Origin of the sequence: Flavobacterium aquiphilum, from assembly GCF_027111335.1 — a bacterium.
Lineage (GTDB): Bacteria > Bacteroidota > Bacteroidia > Flavobacteriales > Flavobacteriaceae > Flavobacterium > Flavobacterium aquiphilum.
This window is the reverse complement of sequence record NZ_CP114288.1, coordinates 2,808,332-2,833,327: the sequence shown is the minus strand read 5'-3', so window position 1 is coordinate 2,833,327 and position 24,996 is coordinate 2,808,332. Positions and strand designations below refer to the sequence as shown.

At 31.1% G+C, this 24,996-nt stretch carries 14 protein-coding genes; 12 read left to right on the top strand and 2 right to left on the bottom strand.

Going from position 1 to position 24,996, the window contains the following annotated elements; all coding sequences use genetic code 11:
* Positions 1 to 647 precede the first annotated feature (647 nt).
* The 12 genes from OZP12_RS11705 (at position 648) to OZP12_RS11650 (ending at position 19,500) form a co-directional block, all read left to right on the top strand.
* Positions 648 to 1,043, top strand: a complete 396-nt coding sequence (locus tag OZP12_RS11705) for a plasmid mobilization protein (protein ID WP_281225176.1) — start codon at positions 648 to 650, stop codon at positions 1,041 to 1,043.
* On the top strand, positions 1,028 to 2,269 hold the full coding sequence (locus OZP12_RS11700) for a relaxase/mobilization nuclease domain-containing protein (protein ID WP_281225174.1): 1,242 nt from the start codon (positions 1,028 to 1,030) through the stop codon (positions 2,267 to 2,269). The genes OZP12_RS11705 and OZP12_RS11700 overlap by 16 nt, the downstream gene beginning before the upstream one ends.
* 234 nt (positions 2,270 to 2,503) lie before the next feature.
* Positions 2,504 to 3,148, top strand: coding sequence for a metallophosphoesterase family protein (locus OZP12_RS11695; RefSeq protein WP_281225173.1), 645 nt, complete (start codon positions 2,504 to 2,506; stop codon positions 3,146 to 3,148).
* 80 nt (positions 3,149 to 3,228) lie between these two features.
* Positions 3,229 to 4,938 (top strand): DNA recombination protein RmuC, encoded by a 1,710-nt coding sequence (locus OZP12_RS11690; protein ID WP_281225172.1) that lies wholly within the window; start codon positions 3,229 to 3,231, stop codon positions 4,936 to 4,938.
* 126 nt (positions 4,939 to 5,064) lie between these two features.
* Positions 5,065 to 7,110 (top strand): ATP-dependent nuclease, encoded by a 2,046-nt coding sequence (locus OZP12_RS11685; RefSeq protein ID WP_281225171.1) that lies wholly within the window; start codon positions 5,065 to 5,067, stop codon positions 7,108 to 7,110.
* A gap of 4 nt (positions 7,111 to 7,114) precedes the next feature.
* A complete protein-coding gene (locus OZP12_RS11680) occupies positions 7,115 to 8,872 on the top strand; it encodes a UvrD-helicase domain-containing protein (protein ID WP_281225170.1) in 1,758 nt (585 codons plus the stop codon).
* 137 nt (positions 8,873 to 9,009) lie between these two features.
* The gene (locus OZP12_RS11675; protein ID WP_281225169.1) at positions 9,010 to 9,912 is read left to right on the top strand and encodes a BRCT domain-containing protein; all 903 of its coding nucleotides are present in this window, start codon (positions 9,010 to 9,012) and stop codon (positions 9,910 to 9,912) included.
* Positions 9,913 to 9,918: 6 nt separating this feature from the next.
* Positions 9,919 to 11,844, top strand: a complete 1,926-nt coding sequence (locus OZP12_RS11670) for a tellurite resistance TerB C-terminal domain-containing protein (protein WP_281225168.1) — start codon at positions 9,919 to 9,921, stop codon at positions 11,842 to 11,844.
* Entirely contained in the window at positions 11,841 to 13,157 is a 1,317-nt protein-coding gene (locus OZP12_RS11665) for an ATP-binding protein (RefSeq protein WP_281225167.1), read from the top strand. The genes OZP12_RS11670 and OZP12_RS11665 overlap by 4 nt, the downstream gene beginning before the upstream one ends.
* Positions 13,157 to 15,289, top strand: coding sequence for a DEAD/DEAH box helicase (locus OZP12_RS11660; protein WP_281225166.1), 2,133 nt, complete (start codon positions 13,157 to 13,159; stop codon positions 15,287 to 15,289). The genes OZP12_RS11665 and OZP12_RS11660 overlap by 1 nt, the downstream gene beginning before the upstream one ends.
* A gap of 115 nt (positions 15,290 to 15,404) precedes the next feature.
* Positions 15,405 to 15,668 (top strand): hypothetical protein, encoded by a 264-nt coding sequence (locus tag OZP12_RS11655; RefSeq protein ID WP_281225165.1) that lies wholly within the window; start codon positions 15,405 to 15,407, stop codon positions 15,666 to 15,668.
* A 1-nt stretch (position 15,669) separates the two neighbouring features.
* Positions 15,670 to 19,500 carry a hypothetical protein gene (locus OZP12_RS11650; RefSeq protein ID WP_281225163.1) on the top strand — a complete coding sequence of 1,277 codons (3,831 nt, stop codon included), beginning with the start codon at positions 15,670 to 15,672 and terminating at the stop codon, positions 19,498 to 19,500.
* Between the two features lie 514 nt (positions 19,501 to 20,014).
* Here OZP12_RS11650 and OZP12_RS11645 read toward each other — a convergent pair.
* The gene (locus OZP12_RS11645; RefSeq protein WP_432419508.1) at positions 20,015 to 21,487 is read right to left on the bottom strand and encodes an FAD-dependent oxidoreductase; all 1,473 of its coding nucleotides are present in this window, start codon (positions 21,485 to 21,487) and stop codon (positions 20,015 to 20,017) included.
* Between the two features lie 996 nt (positions 21,488 to 22,483).
* Positions 22,484 to 24,904 (bottom strand): phenylalanine--tRNA ligase subunit beta, encoded by a 2,421-nt coding sequence (gene pheT, locus OZP12_RS11640; protein WP_281225162.1) that lies wholly within the window; start codon positions 24,902 to 24,904, stop codon positions 22,484 to 22,486.
* Positions 24,905 to 24,996: the final 92 nt, after the last annotated feature.

Genomic DNA, 24,996 nt, shown 5'->3' with positions numbered 1-24,996 from the left:
TTGAATGAAAAGATTTAGCTTTGTTCTTATTGATATAAACTTAATTTTCAACCATATTTATTCCTTACAGAGATCCGCAAAAATCTTCCCGAAAAGGGTCAGAATTTTGCGGATTTTAAATTTAAAATTGCTTGAAAAAGTACACTTCTTTGTTGTTTGTTTTTCATTTGTTTTTGAAGTGTACACTTTCATAGACTCTTCAAAATCGAGAGTAGTTTAAAACAATTCCAAAAAGAAAAAAGCAAGCAAATTTATTGTACAAAAGACAAAGAAGTGCGCATAATGACAGTCCTCATTCCTCGTCCAGTCACCCTTCGGGACTTATAGCACTTCTTTGCCTTTTGTCCATTTTCGGACAGCTTTCTTTTTCTCTTTTTTGTTTTGAAAATGTTTATTTAGCAATCAGAAACAACAAATTCAACCAACCATTCTTATCAAAATAACCTAATCAAAATCTAGTGAGGATTGCCTACTTTACAAAGCTTTTCTAACTTAGTCAGCGTAATAAAAGTATAAAAGACGCCACGTTCCTGCGTCTGGCAAGATGAACGGTTGTTAAACAACCGCCTATCTTGCCACCTTTTACCTCGGAACTCGGTGGTGGAGAAATTAAAAGGAAAAAGTTTGAAAACAATGAAAAATGAAAGATGATGAAAAGAGAAAATTCAAACAGAACACGAATTGTCGGACTACGCTTTAAACCCGAAGAATATGCAAAAATTGAAAGTAAATTTAGAGCAAGTACGTGTCGAAAATTAAGCGATCACATTCGAAAACATTTATTCAACCAACCAATTGTAAGCACTTATCGGAATCAATCATTAGATGATTTAATGGAAGAAACAATTGTTCTTACTTCTGAACTAAAAAGCATCGGAAAAAATATCAATCAGATTGCTAAAAAAGTTAATTCAATGCAGCTGATTCCAGAATTGAAACAACAGCTTTATTTGTTTGATATTATACAAAAAAGGCTATCTTCTAAGTTAGATGAAATTAGCAACCATACTAAAAAAATTGCCGAGAGATGGTTGCAGTTATAAAAACAAGTCATTTGATAAACAGCATCCTTAATTACAATGAAAGCAAAGTTAAGGAAGGAGTGGCTGAATGCATCAGTGCCGTAAACTACCCCTTGGAATTGGACAAACTAAGCTTTACCCAGAAGCTGAACCGCTTTGTAAAACTGTCCTCATTGAATGAAAACACAAAGCGAAACAGCGTTCATATATCGCTCAATTTTGATCCTTCGGAAAACCATTCCAAAGAAAAGCTGATTGAAATTGCAGATACTTACATGGAGAAAATTGGTTTTGGAAGACAGCCTTATTTGGTGTACCAACATTTCGATGCCGGACATCCGCATTGTCATATTGTAACAAATAATATCCAAAGAGACGGAAAAAGAATTGACCTTCATCTACTTGGAATCCGTAAATCAGAACCTGCAAGAAAAGAAATTGAACAAATCTTTGGACTTGTTAAAGCGGAAGGCAGAAAGCCAGCAGACGAATTTTCATTAAAACCTATTAAACTTAAAGTGGAATATGGAAAAGCAGAGTCCCGAAAGGCAATCAATTCAGTTTTAAACAAGGTATTATTTGATTACAAATATTCCAGCCTGCCTGAACTCAATGCCGTTTTAAACCTTTACAATGTCCATGCTGACAGAGGTACTGAAGAATCACGAGTATTTAAAAATAATGGACTTTTTTACAGAATACTCGACAAAGACTCAAAACCAGTGGGAGTACCAATCAAGGCGAGTGATTTTTATAGCAAACCGACTTTAAAATTTCTGGAAGAAAGATTCAAAGTAAATGAAACAAAAAAGGAATCAAATAAAAGCCATGTAAAAAATGCTGTAAGGATGGCTTTCTATCGCGGAGATATAAAATCTCTTGAGAAATTAGCCGAGAAATTGGAAGGCAAAGGTATTTACATAGTGTTGAGAAAAAGCAAAGAGGGACAGGTTTATGGTATAACTTACATAGATCATAAAACGCAGTGTGTTTTTAATGGAAGTAGTCTGGGAAAAGAATTCAGCGTAAAAGGGGTTCTAGGACAATGTGAGCTAAATATTTCTAACAATGAAAAACAATATCAGACCTCAAAATCAATTTCTTTTGAGAACATTCAAAACTCAGAATTAATAGAAAAATTTAAAAATAATCTGACAGATATTTTAATGAATAATGAACACACAAATGAATATCTTCCAAAACTGTTTAAAAAAAAGAAGAAAAGAAAAATACATAGAGGGATTTAAAAAATGACGTAGTAATTTGCTTTTGGTGTAACATATTTACATCTCTCAACTGCTTAAATGCATTTACAATCTTAATAAATTATTTAAGTAGATATAGGTGACATTAAATTATGAATTGATATATTTGAAAGAATAATATGGTTATCCGTAAAAAAGATTCATATTAAATAATAACATTTGAATTATCTTATATAATGTAATTCAAAAGTGTATTTATTAAAAACAATATAAAATATGAAGGTTCTCCATACTGCAGACTGGCATATTGGCCAATTATTTCACGAATACGACCGTACTTACGAGCACCAACGGTTTTTAAATTGGCTGATTACTACTTTGCAAACAGAACAAATAGATGTTTTACTCATTAGTGGAGATATTTTTGATATTTCCAATCCATCCTCACCATCGATAAAAATGTTTTATTCTTTTCTGAACAATGCCACTAAAGTAAATCCTGATTTACAGATCGTAATCACGGCAGGCAATCACGATTCCGCATCGCGTTTAGAAGCTCCAAAAGCCTTATTGAAATCTTCTAATGTACATATTATAGGCTTGGTTGAAAAAGATGCAGAAGGTAATATAGACGATCAAAAGTTACTTGTGCCTATTTATGATGATTCGAAAAATTTAAAAATATGGTGTGTTGTGATTCCCCTTTTACGCATGGGTGACTACCCAACAATATTAAATTGTGCAAATCCTTATACCGAAGGAGTAACTGCATTATATAAAGACGTATTTGAATATGCTAATTTAAAAAAACAAGATACCTTGAATGATATCGCAAGTTTGGTTGGCTTAAATTTTAAACAATTTACCAGATCGGTTTTGCTGGCACAAAGTAATTTTAGCGACTTTATGAAAGCTAGTTAAGATGAGAAATCTTCTTTACTAGAAAAACTCACGGAAACCCATATATTCTGAAATTTCAAAAAAAAATAAAACAATAAAAAATGAATTTAGCACTCCTGATAATTATTATAGTCTTACTAATCATTAATATTTCTTTAGCAATATTTAAAAAAACCAATCAAAATAATGACTTCAAAGATGAATTGGCAAAACATGCTCTGGAATTTGGTAAGATTGATCAGCTTATTCGTTCTGAATTTTCAACTAATCGAGATGAAGCACAGAAAAATTCTAGAGAAACTAGGGAAGAGCTGGCAAACTCATTTAAAACATTCGGAGAAACTTTAACAAAAAACATTACAGATCTCTCTACTCTGCAGAAGGATCAGTTTGGAAACTTTTCAGAACAGCTTCAAGTTTTAACAAAAAATAATGAAGAGAGAATCGAAAAACTGATTTTATCAAATGAGAAAAAGCAGACTGAATTTACGGAACAATTTTTAAAGTCTTCAAAGACAACAAAAGAGGAATTAGTAGAGTCTTTAAAAAACAATGAAGAAAAAACAGATAAACTTCTTCTGTCATTTGACCAAAAAACTAAAGAACTAAACGATCAACTTAATACTTCAGCAAAGGAAAATAGAGATGAACAGGTAAAATCACTGAAGTCTTTCGAGGAAAAATTTACTCAAAACGTAAAAGATTTTAATGAACTGCAAAAGCAGAAGTTTGATGAATTAATTATAAAACAAGAGCAGTTAAAATCAGAAACAGAATTGAAGTTAGAAAAGATAAGAGAAACTGTTGAACAAAAACTTCAAACACTTCAAGAGGAGAATGGAAAAAAACTTGAAGAAATGCGTAATACTGTTGATGAAAAACTGCAGGCTACTGTTGAAAAAAGATTTGATGCATCATTTAAAATTATCAGTGACAGGCTGGAATTAGTGCATAAAGGCCTAGGTGAAATGCAGACACTTGCGGTAGGCGTAGGAGACCTTAAAAAAGTACTTACTAATGTTAAAACAAGGGGTAATTTTGGTGAAATCCAGTTGGGAGCGATATTAGAACAGATTTTATCACCAGAGCAGTTTGAACATAATAAAATTGTAAAGAATGGCACTCAAGAAAGAGTTGAATATGTTGTTAAATTACCAGGTCAAAATGAAGATAACACGCCTTTATATTTACCGATTGATTCAAAATTTCCAAATGAAGATTATCAGAGATTATTAGAAGCATATGATAATGTAGGAACAATTGATGCAAAAGATCTTGAAGCAATAAACAGACAGTTTGAAAATGCTATTAGAAAGAATGCGAAAGATATAAGCGATAAATATATTAATCCGCCAGTTACAACTGATTTTGCAATTATGTTTGTTCCGACCGAAGGGCTGTATGCAGAAGTACTTAGACGAACCGGTTTATTTGAAAGACTTCAGAGAGAATTTAAAATAATTGTTGTTGGCCCGACAAATTTAGTTGCTTTTTTAAGTAGTTTAAATATGGGCTTCAGGACATTAGCAATTCAAAAAAGATCAAGTGAAGTCTGGCAGATCTTAGGTGCAGTTAAAACTGAATTTGGAAAATTTGGAACCATGCTTGATAAGACTAAAAAGAAATTACAAGAAGCTACAAATACAATAGATTCAGCAGGAACCAGATCTAGAGCAATAGAAAGACATTTGAGAAAAGTAGAATTATTGCCACAGAACGAAGCAGTTGAATTAATTGAGGATGCCCTAAAATTGGATATTGAAGATATTTTAGAGGAAGCGAAAGATAATTCAGTTAATGACAGAGAATAATTTCATAATGAAGTTAAATTTTTAGAATAAAAATAAATTTAGAACTTTCGATTTATCTTTTGAAGAATTGCTACTTGACTTAGTTCCATTAACATTTTCAACGATAATAAATAATATTAAACTGAAATGAAAATTAAAACTCTTGAAATTAAAAATTTTAGATTATTAAAAAACATAACTCTTTCTTTGGAAGATCACACCACGGTTATCGTTGGACGAAATAACTCAGGTAAAACCTCTTTGACTGAAATTTTTCGCAGGCTGATCGGAGATAAGAATCCATCATTTTCAATTTATGATTTTAGTCTCTCTGCAATGGAGGGATTTATAAAGGCATTATATTGTAAACTGGAAGGCAGAGATGATAATGAAATAAGGGCAGAAATTCCGTATATTGAAATTAGAATTACTATTGAATATCCTATTGATCTTGAGGATTTGGGGATACTAGGAGATTTTATTATTGATTTGGATCCTGCCAGTAATATTGTAATAATAGCCGTTAAATACGCTCTCAAAAATGGTAAAATTGAATCTTTTTTTGAAGGCGTAGCTGACATGAATAAAGACAGCTTAAAGAATTTTATGAAGTCTCTAAAGGAAAGAATTCCAAGTCTTTTTGAAACTCATATAACAGCTGTTGATCCTATAGATCCTGAAAATACTGCTACAGTTGAGTACTCCAAATTTAGAGCAGTACTAGGCGCGAGCTTTATTAACGCACAAAGAGGACTTGATGATGTCACGCATTCTGAAAAAGATGTATTAGGAAAAGTATTGGCACAGCTTTTTAAAACATCTCAATCAACTTCGGCTCCTGATGATATGAAAAATAACTCGGCTGAGTTAAAAGTTATTGTTGACGACATTCAAAATAAGGTGGATACAGACTTCAATACCCAATTAAATAAGCTTTTGCCTGCACTTGGACTGTTTGGTTATCCAGGACTTTCTGATCCTAACTTGAGTACTGAAACCACAATAGATATTTCCAATATTTTAGAAAGTCATACAAAAATCCGATATGGACAGGGAAATAATCTTTTTCTGCCAGAAACATACAATGGATTGGGTTCTAGGAACTTAATTTATATTTTGTTTCAGCTATTTGAATTTTTTCGAAGATATCAAAGCAGGCAGATTTCCAATAGTTTAGACGTTATCTTTATCGAAGAGCCGGAAGCACATCTGCATCCTCAGATGCAGCAGATTTTTATTAGAAAATTGTATGAGATTGCAAATGAGTTTTCAAAGACTTTAAACGATGGGAAGCCTTGGCCGGTTCAATTTGTTGTCACAACACATTCTACACATATGGCTAACGAAGCTGAATTCGAAGCAATTCGATATTTTTTAACTTCAAGCGGAGCGGAAAGACAGACTGTAGTAAAAGATTTAAGAAAGGAATTTAGGACTGTTGATCTTAAGGAAGATAAAGAATTTTTGCATAAATATTTGACCCTCACCAAATGTGACTTATATTTTGCAGATAAAGCTATTCTTTTTGAAGGTCCAGCAGAAAGGTTAATGATGCCTCTGCTTATAGCTAAAAGAGATGAGTTGGATTTAAATAAGCCACAGCTTGGTGTTCAATATGTTACAGCTATTGAGGTAGGCGGAGCTTTTGCACATCACTTCTATAAATTTTTAGATTTTCTTGAATTACAATGTTTGGTGATCACTGATTTAGATTCAGTGCTGTTGACAAAGGGAGAGAAAACTACCTATCCAGGTTCATTTGTAAAAAATGGTTCACATACTTCGAATGCAGGAATAAAAAATTGGTTTGCCAAAGGTACAGAAGGATATTATCTGCTTGCTGATTGTCTTGCTCAGACAGCAGATACTAAAGTTTCCGGCTCCAGAAGAATTGCTTTCCAAATTGCTGAGGAAGGAAAGACAGCTATTGGAAGAAGCTTTGAGGAGGCATTTATTTTGGCAAATAGAGAGCATTTTGGAATTTCGGAAATTGACGAAAATGATGTTGAAGCTAAAGCTGAGATGTTTGCACCTGAAAACAAGAAGAAAACAGAATTTGCTTTAAAATATTCCCTGGAACATACTACATGGAATGCTCCCAAATATATTCTTGAGGGTCTTGATTGGTTAGCGGTTAAGCCTGCTGTGCCAGAAATAATTCCTGCTGAAGATGTTAATGAACTAATAGAATAAGATCATGCCAGAAAATTTAGAAATAAGTCCTGCAGAAAATGCATCCATTGAATGTTTAACTAGAGTTTTTAAGGCAATTGATGAAAAAAAACACTTTCTCGTCGAAGCAGGTGCAGGTGCAGGAAAAACCTATACTTTAATTAAAGCTTTAAAACATCTCATAAGTAAATATGATGCTGAGTATTTAAAAACTAGCCGAAAAATTGCCTGTATCACCTATACAAACGTCGCAAAAGACGAAATTCGTTCTAGGACAGACAATCATCCTATTGTTTTAGCCGACACTATACATGCTTTCGCATGGGAAGCCATTAAAAATTTTCAAAAAGGACTTCGTGACAGGATGGTAGAGCTGGGTGATAGATGGCAGGAAAGAATTAAGGAGGCAGGAGGAATTAAATCACAAAGGGTCATTTATAGTTTAGGATATCCGAAAATAACAAGTGAAGAAATTTTTTTACATCACAATGATGTCATAAAGCTGTTTACTTCTCTTCTGTATGATAATAAGTTTAAAAAGATATTTACAAGCAGGTATCCGATAATTCTCATTGATGAATATCAGGATACAAATAAAGGATTAGCGGATGCATTAGTAAATAATTTTATTGAAGAAAAATCGAGCATAATTTTAGGTTTTTTTGGGGATCACTGGCAGAAAATTTATGGAACAGAGTCTTGCGGTTTTATTGAGACAACGGACGGGAAAATGGAAATTATCGGCAAACAGGCCAATTTTCGCTCAGATAAAAATATTGTTTCGGTTCTTAATAAAATGAGACCGGAACTTAAGCAGTTTGAGTATGATCCTGAATCTGAAGGCGAAATAATTGTTTTTCATAGTAACAATTGGAAAGGAGAACGAAGAGCAGGAGCGCATTGGAGTGGTGATCTTCCCGAAGATGTCGCACATAATTATTTAGAATGGACTAAGCAAGAATTAAATAAAGGAGATTGGAATATAAGTTCAGAAAATACAAAGATTCTAATGCTTACTAATAATGTACTGGCTTCCGAACAAGGCTATCAGAATGTTGCAAATGCATTTTCTGATAACGATGATTATCTTAAAAAGAATAACGATTATATGGCGTTTCTTATTGATACCGTAGAAATAGGATCTGAAGAATTTCTAAATAAAAAGTACGGAGAAATGATTCAGGTATTTAATGCAGGAACACCTAAGATCCGAAAACATGCAGATAAAAAGGTTTGGTTTGATGATATGACCAAACTTCTTGCGCTCTGTCATGTCGGAACTATCGGGGAAGTATTAGATTTGTTAAAAGTGACAAAAAAACCAAAATTGCCAAAGAAAATTGAAGAGAAAGAACAGCGGTTTAAACAAATTACAGCTGTTGAGGAAAAAGATTGGGAGGAAGAGGAAAGAAGCTTTGTTTCAAAAATTAAATCGATCAGGTCAATTCCGTATTCTGAAATTTCAAATGTATCAAGCTACATTGATGATAAAACGTTGTATTCAACAAAACACGGTGTGAAAGGTGCTGAATTTGAAAATGTAATTATAGTTTTAGGCAGAGGATGGAATCAGTATAATTGGAATCAATTTTTAGAATGGATGAATAATGGAATTCCAGCGGGTAGGGAGGATTCATTTGAAAGAAACAGAAATCTATTTTATGTCGCCTGCTCAAGGCCGCAAAAGAGATTGTGTCTGCTTTTTACCCAAGAGCTTTCCGAAAATGCATTTCAAAGCCTGGATAAACTTTTTGGAAATGTTGTAAATGAGGCATGTAATTAAACAAATATTGTGATTGTCATTTGTTGGAAATAATATTTTTTTAGTATTGAGCACTTGTTAGGCTCATAAAGAGATATTTAAAAAGTATTAAAATTACAATTATTAAATAGGTTTTATTAATAATTAAAAAATATAGTATGAGTAACATAGATCAAGAATTACTGAAAATTTACACTTCAAAATCTCAAGCAGATAAAGCAATTAGCTCTTTAAAAGGATTGTTACTTGGTATTCAGTCAGATGAGGAAGTGAACGAAAAAGAAATTAATGAACTTAGAAAATGGGTAACAGAGCATAAACTGTTGATAAACAGAAATCCTTTTAACGAGTTTATGACCATCATTGAAGAAACTATATCAAATAAAATACCTCCTAAAGAAACAATTGAAGATTTATTTTGGCTTTGTCAAAAATATGAAAGTGACAATTATTACTACAATGCAGTAACTTCTGATCTTCAAACTTTGCAGGGTATTTGTCATGGAATCTTATCTGATGGAAGGATATGTGACAAGGAGATATTTGAATTGAATACTTGGCTTTCTGAAAATGAGCATCTAAACACCTATTATCCTTATGATGAGATTAGAAGCCTAATACTATCTGTATTATCTGATAATAAAATTGATGAAGAAGAAAGAATAGTGCTGAAAGCTTACTTTAAGCAATTTGTTAAGTTAAAAGATTCAGAAGTGCAAAAGCAAATTGAGAAGGAAACCGCTGACATTACTATTTCAGGGCTTTGTACAAGTGAACCAAGTGTTGATTTTCAGGGAAAAACATTCTGTATTACAGGAGTGTTAAAAAGAGGCAATAGAGAAACTTTGCAAAATCAGATTAAAAGACTTGGGGGAATACCTACTGATAGTGTTACAAAGAAAACGGATTATCTAATTGTGGGAGATAATGGAAACCCAGCTTGGGCATTTTCTTGTTATGGACGAAAAGTAGAAAAAGCTTTGAGTCTAAGAAAAGACGGTCATACAATTACAATGATTCATGAATTTGATTTTTCAGATATTATAGATGACCTAATTTAGTTATAGATGACAATAATAATTATAATCTTTATAATAATTGTTCTTGTTTCGGCAGGAAAAAAGAAACCAGAGCCTACAAAAGTAAATTATTATGATGCGGCAAAAAATCAGCGAAAAAAACAGATTTCTTCGATTGATAGAACAAGCACTATTAATATTTCTGTGACTAAATCTAGTTCAAAAAATGACGCTTCAATTATAGATGTCGGATCACAATCTTACAAGATTCACTCCAATTATGGATTAGAATCTAAAGTTCCTTTCTGGTCTCATAGTTATGTTTATTCTTATTCAGAAATTAATTATGCTACACCCAATCAAAAAAAGTTTTATCAATATTATAAAACTCAATTTTTGAATGGTGAATTTCTAGATTTAGAAGGGAATACTAATTATGCATTTATTTTGCTGTTCGATTTGTTAAACGAGTTTGAACAACATAAAAATATTGCTAAGTTAGAATCACAGATAGAAATTTTAGGTGATAATTATCCTAAAACTAAATCTTACGGAATAAATTTTCTAATAAAAAAAATGGAACAGGTCGGTGATAATGATGGTATTGCCAGATTGAGAGAAGATCATTATAATTATCAATATAACCAAGTTAATTACTCAACTTTTGAGTGGAGGAATAAATACAAGAAAAAATTAAATCTTACTAAAGAGGAGACAAATGTATTAGATAAAATATGGTATTCCAGTAATAACTTTATAAGTATTGAATATTGTTCTGTTGAAGTTATCAAACTTTATTTGGCGACAATTAATAATCTAAAACAGATATACATAGATAATAGTTCTTCAATTGAAAAAGAATTTGAAGAAATTGCAGATGTTGTAGTTAGGAAGCATTTTAGATTTAGAAAAGGGAGTAATAATTACAAATATGCTATGCAGTCTTCTGAGAATGAATTTTATACAAGTATCTTTAAATTTTGTGAGAATACAGTAAGAGAACACTTTGGACATAAAAGAAAAATTACAATTGATCCCTATGCGTCATCTTCAGATGCAAAGGAAGAATTTGAAACAAAGCTTATAAGGAAAATTGCTCAGATTCATATATCATTAATTCCAAGTATAAATTTACCTGATGAAGAGACGGAAATAAAACTTAATATTCAGAACACAACTCGGTGGAAAACTAGATTTGAAGAAATTACTTCTAATTTTAATAAAAATTCAAAAGAGTTTATGAACCAAATTGTTGAATTAGGGAAATTAAACAAAGAAAATCCTTCGGTTGAAAATATCTTTTTTGAAGCTTCTAAATTTATTACAAAGTATGATCAGGAAACTGCTTTATTACTTTATATATATTATCTGGATTATGATTTAAAGTCAATAACTTTTGATAACAAGCAATTAACCAAGACTATTCAAAAAAGTCTTTTTAAGGAAAATATTCAGCTTGAGAATTTTGAAAGAATAGTGAGTGAATTTATAAATGACAAGGATTTAGAAAAAGCCCTTAAATCAATACCAGAGGTATATACTATTAAACGTAAAAAAATCCAACTAGATAAATCTCTAATTAAGGAAGTTCAGCAACAGCATTCAGGAACTGTAGAATTATTAAATGAATATTTAAAAGATGAAAATTCAGAAAATTTAGAGATTAAATCAGATGAGCAAATCGAAATCACTATCAATAAAAGCAAAACAGAAGATACAGTATCAATATATGCTGAAGAGTTTGCTTTTAAACCAATTCATACTTTAACATTGGAGTATTTTTCAAAAAATAATTTTTCAATACTTCAAAGTGAGTTTGAAATTTTTGCGAAATCTAAAGGAGCTTTTAGAAACCAATTAATAGAAAGTATTAATGAAATATGTTTTGATGATCTTGATGATATTTTAATTGAAGAAGACGAAGATTATTACACTATAAACAATGATTATTACCAAAAAATTTTAGCAAAATGATAGATAATATAAAACCAAAAGAAGCGACTTCAATTATAAATTCATTATTAGGAGGTGTCGTCCCTAAAATAGGCGTGCAACACATTACGGTAGGTAGATCTGAAGAAGTAGCTGCTTTTGTAACAGCATTAGAGGATGTGAAGAACGGACATAGTATGGCAAAATTCTGGATTGGAGATTTTGGTTCTGGAAAATCTTTTATGCTTCATCTTCTTAATACAGTTGCTTTGAAACAAAAATTTGTAGTTGCAAATGCTGATTTTACGCCTGATAATCGATTATATTCTAATGATGGAAAGGGAGTAATGTTATATTCTGCAATAATGGATAATGTTGCAATTCAAACAAAACCAGAAGGAGGAGCATTACCAACGTTATTGGAAAAATGGATAGAACAGATAATTAGTAAAACGGCAGAAGAAAACAATATTTTATTGACATCGATTCGAGAAGAACAATATTTTAGTTTAATTCAAAAGAATTTAATGAAAACTATCAGTGAAATTACTGAAGTTGGAAGTTTCGATTTTGGAACAGTAATAATGAAATATTATGAAGGCTATATAAAAGATGACGAACAGCTGAGAAGAAATGCCTTAAAATGGCTTAAAGGAGAATACCGAACCAAAACAGAGGCTAAGCAAGAGTTAGGCGTAAGAGATATTATTAATGATCTTAATTATTACGATATGCTTAAGAATTTCTGTAAGTTGTTCGTTAATATGGGCTACAGCGGATTTATGATCAATTTAGATGAAGCAATAAATTTATATAAAATTTCAACTTCTGTAATGAGAGAGAAAAACTATGAAAAAATTCTGTCTATTTATAATGATTGTTTTCAAGGAAAAGTAGCTAATCTATTTTTTAATTTTGCTGGTACAAGAGAATTTTTAGAAAATGAAAGAAGAGGATTATTCAGTTATCAGGCATTAAAATCTCGTTTAGAAACCAATAAATATGAAACTCTAGAAGTCAGAGATTTTGCTCAGCCAGTAATTCGTTTAATGCCTTTAAATCATAATGAAATTTTTGTATTACTAAAAAAACTTAAATTAATTTTTGATTTTAATTATAAAGCAGAAATTGATATTTCAGATAATGATATCGAACAATTTATGGAAGAAATTTTTAATAAGCCAGGTGCTTCCGAATTTCTAACACCTAGAGAAGTTATCCGAGATTTTCTAAATATTCTAAACATTATCAGACAAAATCCGAAGGTTGATAAAAATATATTATTTGGAGAAATCGAAATTTCTGATGAGCGACCAGATGAGTTATCTCTAATTGATAGTATAGAAGAATTATAATGTCATCTTACAATTTACTTTCAGATCCTATAAAAAAATATGTCAGGGATAAGAGATGGGAAGAATTGAGACCTATTCAGGATGCAGCAATTCAAAGAATCATTACTACTGATGACAACTATATTTTGGCTTCAAGAACAGCTTCAGGTAAAACTGAAGCTGCTTTTCTTCCTATACTTTCAAAAGTCAATTTTAATGAAATTGGCATTCAGGTATTATATATATCACCATTAATCGCACTTATTAATGATCAGTTTTACAGAATAGAAGAACTTTGTAAATACCTTGAAGTTCCAGTTACAAAGTGGCATGGAGAAGCCAATAGGACACTTAAAGAAAAAATAATAAAAGATCCTAGTGGCATAATGCTCATAACACCAGAGTCATTAGAAGCAATGTTTGTTAATAAACCACATCATATAAGTCATTTGTTTTCTAATCTAAAGTATGTTGTAATTGATGAAATACATTCCTTTATTGGATCAGGAAGAGGAGCTCAATTAAAATCTATTTTGTCAAGATTACAGGATTTGAATTCAAAGAAATTTAATATTGTAGGATTATCAGCAACCATAGGAGAATATGAAGAAGCAAAGAAATTTACTGGCGATGTGTTGCAGACAAAAGTACTGTTAGATAAAACACCCAAAGAAATAGATACAGAGTTTAGATATTTTGAAAATGGAGGTGTTGAACTGCCTCTTGAACTTTTAAAAGATTTATACTTAGAAACTAGAAATAATAAAGTTCTAATTTTTCCAAATAGTAGGGGGCGTGCAGAAGAAGTGGCAGTTAAACTTAAAAAAATTTCTGAAAAGGTAAAAGGACATGCAAACTATTTTTCACATCATTCTTCTGTTGATAAGGAAGTAAGGGAGTATGTGGAATACTTTGCAAAGAGTAATAATAGACAAAACTTTTGTATATCTTGTACTTCTACATTGGAGCTGGGAATTGATATTGGTTCAGTTGATGAGGTTGTTCAAATAGATGCGACAAATAGTATTGCTTCTTTGATACAGCGTGTTGGAAGAAGTGGTAGACAAAATGGCGCAAAAAGCAATCTTTTTTTATATGCTACCGATAAATGGAGTTTATTGCAATCTTTGGCCTGTTGGCAATTATATAAAGACAAATTTATAGAACCTTCAGAGCCTATGGATTTTGTTTATGATATCTTGCTGCATCAGGCGCTATCTATAACTAAAGAATTTTCAGGCATTAAGCTTGTAAATTTAATCAGACGTTTAAATCTTAATTTTGCATTCCATGATATTGAAATTTCAGATATTGAAGAAATTCTAAATCATTTGATCGCAATAGACTTTTTGGAGAAATTAGGAGATGAGGTTATTATAGGAGTCGAAGGTGAGAAAATTGTAAATAATAGAGATTTTTATAGCGCCTTTACTGTTGAAGACAATTTTAAAGTTGTTAGTGCAGGTAATAAAATAGGTGAAATACCATTTACTCCACAAGTTAAAGAAGATGAGAATATTTTGTTAGCAGCTAAAATATGGAAAATTAAGTTCGTAGATTTTAAAGCAAAAAAAATAGAGGTAATTCCAGCTAATGATGGTAGAAAACCTAAATTTTCAGGAGAAGGAGGTATTGTACATCCAGAAATCAGAAAAAAAATGCTTGAAATAATCTATCAAGAAGAAACTTTTAATGAACTAGATCAAAGCTCATCCGACGAACTAGAGAAGATGAGAAGAGAATTTTCTGTTTTTGATTTGCAAAATATTGAATCAGAAAGATTGCTGATGGTTTCTGAGAAAAAAATCTTGTTCTATACTTTTGCAGGCACTAAAATAAATAGGACACTAAAACTACTTTTTGATGTAATAGAAATTAAAAATATTTTAGATGATAAAGCTAGTATGTTTTATATAATGATCTCAAAAGAAGAGTTTTTGTCTAAACTAAATCTTATAGTTTCAAACGTTAAAATTATTGATGAAATTATCACTAATGAATTAGAAAAAAATTCAGACTCATTAACTGTATCTAAATGGGGTGCTTATCTGCCTATAAAATTTCAGATTAGATTGATGAAGCAAAAATTTTATGATACAGAAGAAACTCAAGAATTCTTACTTAGTATTAATAGAATTGTAGAAAATTTATAATTAATTATCTAGATTTTAATGAACCGGAATGTTTCGATTATAGAAGCTGAAAGATTTATGAAATGAGGGCTGCCAAATGGGTAAAAAAATTAAATAATAATAAATATTTAAAATCATGAATAAAAAATTAAAAACTATTATCATTATTATTAATGTTATAATGCTGTTTGTTGCTGGATATTGGTTATATAGAGATAAAGAGCTAGAACCATTAACCGTGGTTTTATCCCAGGGTGCAACTATCTTAATATTATTTTTTGAAAACTCAATAACTAAAAAATTTGAAGCAGGAAATCTTTTGGATTCTGAATTAGAGGTTGAAAATAAAGATGAAGTTAAAATGAATGATATTACTAAATCAAAAGTTAAAATAAAATAGGATGGGCATTAGAGGCTTTTTTAGAAATACTTTCAATCCAAAAAAATATTCTTTTGGAGATGTTACAGAATCTGAAATAAATATTTTTGAGAATTGTGAAATTAATGAAAGACCCCTATTTGAAGTAAATGAGCATTGGTTTGAAACTCTTTTTGCTAAACACTATACTAAAGATATTCAATCCAAATATGATTCATCGCTTTTTGTTGACCAAGATAAAGGAAAGGCATCAAATCTGTTAAATGAAATAAAATTTAATACAGATCATTATTCTTTATATAAAAATGAATTGCGAATACTAATCGAGTGGCTAGATAAATTTCCAATTGAATATCAAGAGTTGAAAGATTTTTTAGCTGGTGAGTCAATTGAAATTAATATTAAATCTAAACAATATATTCAGTTAGAAATATTGTTACATAAAATAGAATCAATTAAAGGAATTGCAAATGAGCAAAAGGCAATTCTTGAGAGTGGAATAAATAATATTAATACGTCATTGCCACTAATAGTATTTGATGATTATGAACATAGTCATGGGTTTAACTCTAAAAAAATAGGTGAATATGAGGATGATTTAAAATTTATTAATCAAAAAGTATCTGAAGAATATCCAATTGAAGTTGTATTTAGAAGACAATCACAAATCTTACAACAGATACGTTCTTTAAACTTAATAGAAGTTGATTTTTTTAATAGAATTAAATTAATACATGGGAAAGCAGGAATGGGAAAGTCTAACATTTCAGCATTTTTGATTAATTACTTAAAAGATGATAATCATCCTGTAATTTTAATCAAAGCAAAAGACTTTAGAGGCAATCCAGACGAATTTAATAGAATTTTAATGGAACAGTTATTAGTGCCTATTAATTATTCTATTGAAGAAGTTTTAGATAACATTAATACATATGGAGAAACATTAGCTAAAAGAGTTGTTTTAATTTTTGATGGTTTAAACGAAACAACATTTGCAAATGAAGGATTTAGTAAAATATGGGAGAAGAATTTCGATACATTTATTCAGCTTTTAAGTAATTATCATTTTGTTTATTTGGTTGCCACACTTAGAACTTCATATATATCTAGAATTTGGAGTAATAATCAAATTCCATATTCAAATTTTGAATTAAGTGGCTTTGATAATACTAATTTAGAATCAGTTGTTAGTAAATATTTTGACCATTATAAAATTACTTTTAACCAACTAAATATTGATGATATTTTCTATTTTAAGACACCTTTGTTAATTGATTTATATTGTCAAATGCTAAATCCATCAAAAGAAATTGAAGTTGAAGCTATTTTTGGATTACATGGATTTAAAGATGTTTTTGAAAAGTACATTTTAAATCTTTCACATAAAGTTAAACAAAAACTAGGTTTAGGAACAATAGATCAAGTGAATGATGGCATTGATAGATGCTCAAATGCTATGATTAATAATTTAGAGGCAAATATTCCTTTAATGCAGTTTCATTCTTTAATGCAAAATCAAAATGTGATTAATGTACATGATACTATTGGTAATGAAATTTTATCAGAATATTTAATTTATTTAGATGAAAATCATAATGGAAGAGATGTTGTAATTCATACACAACAAGAAGTTGGGGGCTATTTGTTAGCTAAAAAATTAATTCAGGAATATGGTTCAATTGATGCTATAGTAAACACCGATTTTTTTATAAATAAAATAATTGGAACCGTTGAGCCCACACATCAATTAAAGGATGATATTATAAAGTTTTTAATATTGGAATCAGATGTGAATTCATTATTATTTCAGCAGTACATTAGCAACCCTATCATAAAAAAATTCACTTTAATTACATTAAAAAATGAAAAATCTAATCTTAAAACAGCTGCTCTTCAGCAAATAATCATTGGTACTTTAACTAATAAAGAAGATATTAACGAAATACTAAATGGATTTAGCACAACTTTTTTTGACATAGAATCTCCTTTAAACTTTGATTTTATTAAATCCCAACTTATATTTTTGAATAGTAATGATTTTGAATATACTTGGACGAAACTGATCTATGAAAATTACTATAAGATTGACGGTCTTGTATCAAATGTTTTAAGTGGTGAATTGATCCTTGATGAAATTCAAAACCGAGAGCTATTAGTTGATTTTTTTATTTGGGTATTAGAAACTACTATAAGAGAATTAAGAGATAGTGTAACTGTAGTTTTATTAGGTTATTTTAATAAGTATCCTCAATTATTATTCGATAAGGTTTTCGAATACTCAAATATTAATAAATCATACATTTATGAAAGATTAGTTTCGATTTGTTATGGTTTATGCCTCAAAAACCAAAATAATGAAGAATTTATAAATTCAGCATTAAAAGAAAATATTAACAGAATATATAATTTGCAGTTTGGACAAAATCCAACAAATCCTAAATACAATTATATTGTTGTTGATTCCATAAAACATTTAGTTGATTTAGCAATACACAAAGGAGTTTTTACTATTTCTGAAATTGAAATTGATAATTTCAATAATTATAAATTTACGATTGATAGTTGGTTTGAAATTGAAAAATTTGATGTCGAAAAAGTTAGAGAAATATATTTGCATTGGACATTAAGTGATAATCCTGATCCTTTGAGAGGAGATTTTGTTCATTATACAATACCTCGATTAGAAAAAAGAGAGAATGAAAATAGATTAATAAATACAGCTAATATTTATAGACAAATATTGAATCTTGGTTATATACCAAATCAGACAGAGTTAAGTAAAACAGAATTAAAATTTAAAAATGGTGAATCATTATATGGGGTAGAAGATAAAATTGACAGACTAGGTAAAAAATATTCTTGGATGTCTTTCTTTGATTATGCAGGTCATCTGCTAAATGAAGGAAAGCTAGATGTATGGAGAGAAGAAGATTCAGAATATGAAAGGCATTATTCTAGATTAGGTGATATTGAAATTGAGATTACTAATCCAAAACCTATCACATTTAATGAAAAATTGTATTTCGAGGATTTATTTTCACATATAGATGAAAGCCAAAATTGGGTTTACAAGCCTATGTATGATTCATTATTAAGCTTATTTGAAAATAAAGATTTTACTTTATTATCTGGTTTTATTAATCAAAGGCAATCTGAATCTTATGATAATAGGTCATTTTTATTAATTGATTCATTCTTTATTAAAAAAGAATCAATTTCTGGAAGTATTGATGACATATTAGGCAGAGAATTTGATTGGAAAGATGATGTTGTTACTTCAAGAAGTTCATTGTCAAAAGTTTATTTTGGCGAATTATATTGGGCTGACAATATTCCAATTACAAGTTTAAATCATAAAGAATTGCCTTTAGAAGATGAAGAAGAAATTGAACGCATGGTAACTCCTTTTGATATAATACATTATCCAAAAAAATATAAAAAAGAAGATCTTAATAAATTTTATAAAATCACGAAGAAAAAAAGAATATCTTTTGAATTTGAAGCGTCTCTTATTGATTATTTATGGGAAAGTAATTCAAAAGTGATTCCAACAATTAGTTCAACCATTCCAAATACAAATATCGGAAAACAATTAGGTCTAAAAGCAGATACAAAGAATCTTCAAATACTTGATGAAAATAAAATTATTTCACACAAATCTTTTGATTTTGAGGAAGATTATTATTCTCAAAATTTTGAGTATTTTAGAAATGACTTATTATTAGAGTATATGAATAATAATAATTACTTACTAATGTATCAAGTCAAACAACATACCTATGATAGGAACTCAGGTGATGGAACTGGAGATTTCAGAGGAATGCAATTCTTTTTATCATCATTAAACAAATAGTTTTATATCGTCGTAAACTTACGAAGTCTATTAGTTACTTATAAAGTAAAAATCAGATACTTTTTAAAACATGAAAAGGCTTAAATCAATGTCATAGAAAAGGTATTAAATCTAATTTGGATTTGTAAGTATAAAATAGACATAAAGTTAAAGATAGTTTTCATGATTAAATTTTCTTTTTTATTAGCACCAACAATAGTTTATATTAAAGCCGTCTTATTTAATTAAGTTTGTTTTACAAAACATCCTCAAAACAGCCAGCTAATAGTTTCAAATCTTCTAACAAAAGGTTCGAATTTTGTCCAATTACGTTCACTTTAATTATTTATAAAAATAGTGACCTTGGTAGGATTTGAACCAGATTAATTTGAGTTTTATCAAATTTATAATTTACATAATTTCTTCAAATCTTGCATAAAATGGTTCGAAAACAGGTTCGTAAGGACCACCATAAGGGACAAATCAAAAATATTTTGATTTGTCCCTTTTTTATTTGAATCTAATTACTTGTTAATCAAGTACATTTTTTCTTTAAACACCGTCCTCTGGGCTCATCACCCTCATGAAGCACGATTTCGGAATGCAGAAATTGCGCAGCCTCTGCTGAATCTTTGACTTTTGTAGCACTACGTTCTAACATTTCTGCTTCAAACCCAGCTAATACGCTTTCCCTCACTCCAGCTTTTCTCCATTGCGATAAAGGCCTACATCCTTTTGCAATCCCCCGGGCCAGCATGAGTGCATCCAGCAGCGCTTGATTTGCTCCCTGTCCTTTGAATGGACTCATGGGGTGCGCCGCATCTCCAATCAGAGTCACTTGCCTTCCTTTCTCCAACATTTCTGGCTTGAGTAATTCTCTGTCATAGACGGGATAACCCGAAATCTGAGCTTCCTGGGTCGCTGCTAAAATCTGCGGAATAGGATCGTGCCATTGCGTTCTGCGACAGGCCTCCTCTTTGAGTGCCCGAGGTCCTTGAGCACTTAAAGCTTTTGCTTCCTTCTCTTGCATTGGAAAACTAAGTTGCCACATCACCGAGTCTGCCGTATAGGGCATCACGTAGATTCGCTCATTGCCATTGGCGGTTTGAAATACTGTGGCAGAGTCAAGTAAAGAATTTGTATGACCTTCGAGGGCACTCAAAGGACAAATACCCAATATCACAATACAATCCAGATAACGTAAAGGGGTACTATTCTCACCAATCAACAACCTGCGCACCGAACTACGAATACCATCGGCTCCAACCACAAGATCTGCCTTGCAACTCTTTTTCTTTCCTTCCACTTGAAAACTTAACTCAACACCTTTACCATCACATTCCTTAAAATCTAGTAACTGGTGCCCCCATTGTATTCTATCATTTCCGCCGAGTTGTTCCAATAGTGCACGACGCAAAGATTGCCGCGCGATATGCACATTTGTTCGTTTCTGAAAAGTTTTAGTGTCTGACTGAACCCATTTTCTGATTCCCCATTCACCAATCACTTTTCCTTCTGTAGTATGAACTATATGTCTTGTTGAAATTATCCCTTCATCTAACGAGAAAATACCCAATCCCTCAATCGCTTTACTAGCTTGTTGCAAAGTGAGTCCGTAACCCTGAGATCGAGCATCAAAGTTGCTATCGCGTTCATATAGTGTAAAAGGAATTCCGCGGTGCAAACAAGCCACAGCCAGAGCTACACCTCCAATACCTCCACCAATAATGGCAAGGTGCGGGTAGTTTTCTTTATCCGCCATAGGAGCATTAGCAGAACGGAGCAACCCCGAACCGTTACAATTTAAACAGGTGTACAAGTGACCTTTCGGTTGAATTGGAGCTATTCCTTCGCCTTTCGTCTTTTTAAATTCGTCGAGTGCGATTTGATAGTTGCGTCGTGCTTTATCGCTCAGCCCCCGACTTTTTTTACCACGTCCCTGACATTCCTTACAAATAGTCCAGTTTCCTTTGGCATTTTCCACTTTTTTCACTTTCTCTTTATTCAATTTAATTTTGACCAAACGTGAGAAGTTTATACTTAGTGTTCCCACTTGTTGCAGCTCGCAAATTTAAAACAAAAGATTGCCAGTATAAAAACTGCTTAAGAATTTATTTAAATACCTGTGTTGTTAATCCCCAAACAAATTACGAAAGTAGTTTTACCATCGTCATTTTTTCTATAGGCGAGTAACCTCCATATGCTTCGCCAATACTTTTGCACAAAGTCAAACCAATTCCAGCTCCTTCTTTGCTGGTGGTGAAAAACGGCAGGAATAATTCAACTCCAAATTTCTTTAAATCCTGTAAAAAATGGTTCGTAAGGTCACCATAAGAGACAAATCAAAAATGTTTTGATTTGTCTCTTATTTATTCAAATATAATTCATTATTAATCAAGTAGATTAACAATATTACTTCATAGATTAAAGGGATTTTTTTTAAATTATCTACAGCTAGTTCATTTTTATTGACATGATTTTTACGAGCAACTTTAATTTTCGCTCCAAAATGTCTTTTTACATAGCTATTTATCGTCTTATAATTAATGCCTTCCGAGATATAATCACCAGTTATCCATTGAACTAAATCAGTATAGAAAGTAAAGCTTCTTTAGGCGAATGCATTCTTTTTTCTATTGTCTAATGCAAATCAGCACTGATTATTGAGGGGTTAAAGCCAATCCTACCATCATGCAATAAGTCATCAATCCCGTTTGTAGAATAGGAAGATCTCCATTTTTGAGTAGTATTTTAATTGATTATCAGGATTTAAAAAAACCTCTTTACTTAACAATACCTCACTCTTTTTAAAACCAGTAACATTTGTATTCGGTTCTTTAAATAGACAGGCTATTTTCTCTTTAATACCTTGAGTTCCTGCCCGCTTTCTTTTACTAGTATGAATTTTGCTAATGCTATAAAGTCTTGCAAAATAAAATTAAGAAGATAAAAAAACTCCCAATCCTTAATAAAGATTGGGAGTAACTATTATTTTAGCTTAAAATTATCTCAAACTAGCTCCAAGCTCCGTTTCAAAATTCTTAATTAGTTTACTCATAATTTTATCTATTTGAGCATCTTCAAGAGTTTTATTGGTATCCTGAATCGTAAAACTCAAAGCATAGGATTTTTTACCCTCCGGTAAATTTTGTCCTTCATATACATCAAACAGATTAATGTTTTTCAACAACGATTTTTCAGTTTGTCTGGCGATAGAATAAATGGAATCATAAGTGACATTTTGATCCACCATCAAAGCTAAATCTCTACGAACTTCCGGATATTTTGGAATTTCTGTGAATTTAATTTTAGCCGACATCACTTTCAAAACATTTGCCCAATTAAAATCGGCATATAAAACTTCTTGTTTAATTCCAAAATGCTTTAAAACTGATTTTTTTACAACACCAAATTCAACTAATGTATCATTTCCTAATCCAAAAGCAATTCCTTCTGAAAACACATCCGATTTTACAGGAACACTTTTTGAATTCGAAATTCCTAATCTTGACAAAATAGCTTCTACATATCCCTTGAATAAAAAGAAATCTGAAGGCTTTTGAGCATTGGTCCAAGTTTCTTGGTTTCTGTTTCCTGTTTGGAACAAAGTTAAATGCTTGATTTCCTCGTAACCCGAAAGGAATTTATGGTATGATTTTCCAAATTCAAATAATTTTAAATCCGAATTTTTACGGTTGATATTATAGGATATCGCTTCCAAACCTGAAAACAACAACGACTGACGCATTGTGGCCAAATCACTGCTTAACGGGTTTAACATTGTTACGTTGTATTCCTCTTTCAACATTTCTGAAAGTTGTACATAAGAAGCGGTAGTCAATGAATTAGCCATCATTTCATGAAATCCTTGGGAATTCAATTGGGAAGCAACAATATTTTGTACCTTATAATCTTCGTTTCTTGGAGAATTGGAAACTGTAGCGTTTAATTTTTTAGAGAATACAATATTGTTATATCCATATACTCTTAAAATTTCTTCGATAACATCAATTTCTCTTTGTACATCAACGCGGTAAGCAGGAATTGTTAATCCTAAACCAACTTCAGAAACACTATTAACTTTAATCTCCAAAGAAGCCAAAATTTGCTTAATAGTATCTTTTGGCAATTCCTGGCCTATGATTCTGGCTACATTTTTGAAATTCAAGAATACACTAAAGCCTTCAATTTTCTTTGGGTAAATATCAATAATGTCAGATGTAATTTCTCCACCACCTACTTCTTTAATCAACAAAGCTGCTCTTTTCAAAGCATATTCAGTAATACTTGGATCGATTCCTCTTTCAAATCTAAAAGAAGCATCTGTATTCAATTGATGTCTTTTGGCCGATTTACGAATACTAACCGGATTAAAATAAGCGCTTTCAAGGAAAATAGAAGTCGTTGTATCTGTCACTCCAGATTTTACTCCTCCAAAAACACCTGCAATACACATCGGGCCTTTTTCATCGCAAATCATCAAATCTTCTTCATGCAACGTTCTTTCCACTTCGTCCAAAGTTGTGAACTTGGTTCCTGCAGGAAGTGTTTTTACAATAACTTTTCCGTTTATTTTTGAAGCGTCAAAAGCGTGTAGTGGCTGACCTAAATCATGTAATACATAATTAGTTACATCTACAATATTATTCTTTGGATTGATTCCGATGGCTTTCAATCTGTTTTTCAACCATTCCGGAGATTCTTTCACAGTAAGTCCGGAAATAGTTACTCCACAATATCTTGGTGCAAGATGAGCATCTTTTACATCAACATCAATTTTCAAGATTTTTTTATCTACTCTAAAATTACTTACCGAAGGAGTAATTAATTCGATATTTGTTCCTCTTTGAATAAGCCCTGCTCTTAAATCACGTGCGGTTCCAAAATGACTCATTGCATCGGCACGGTTTGGCGTTAAACCAATCTCAAAAACTTCGTCATTTTCTATTTTAAAAACTGTCGAAGCCAATGTTCCTGCAGGAATTGAATCATCAAGTACCATTATTCCTTCATGACTTTCGCCTAGACCTAATTCATCTTCGGCACAAATCATCCCATGACTTTCCTGACCTCTGATTTTTCCTTTTTTAATAGTAAAAGAATTTCCTTCTTTATCATATAAAACAGTTCCAATCGTTGCTACGGGTACTTTTTGCCCAGCATCAACATTACTAGCACCACAAACGATTTGAATAGGCACACCGTCTCCTAAATCAACAGTTGTAACTTTCAATCTATCGGCATCGGGATGAGGCACACAGGTAAGAACGTGTCCTACGACAATACCTTCTAATCCGCCTTTTACCGATTGGTATTTTTCTACTACTTCTACTTCAAGACCTAAATCAGTCAATAATGCAGCCGTTTCTTCTGATTTCCAGTCTATTTTTATGAATTGTTTTAACCAGTTGTAAGATATTTTCATTTGAGAATTTTAATAAGAATGCAAATATAAGAATTGCTATTTGGAGTAAGAAACAATTTATTTGGTTTTTGAATAGAATTTGTGGATTAAAT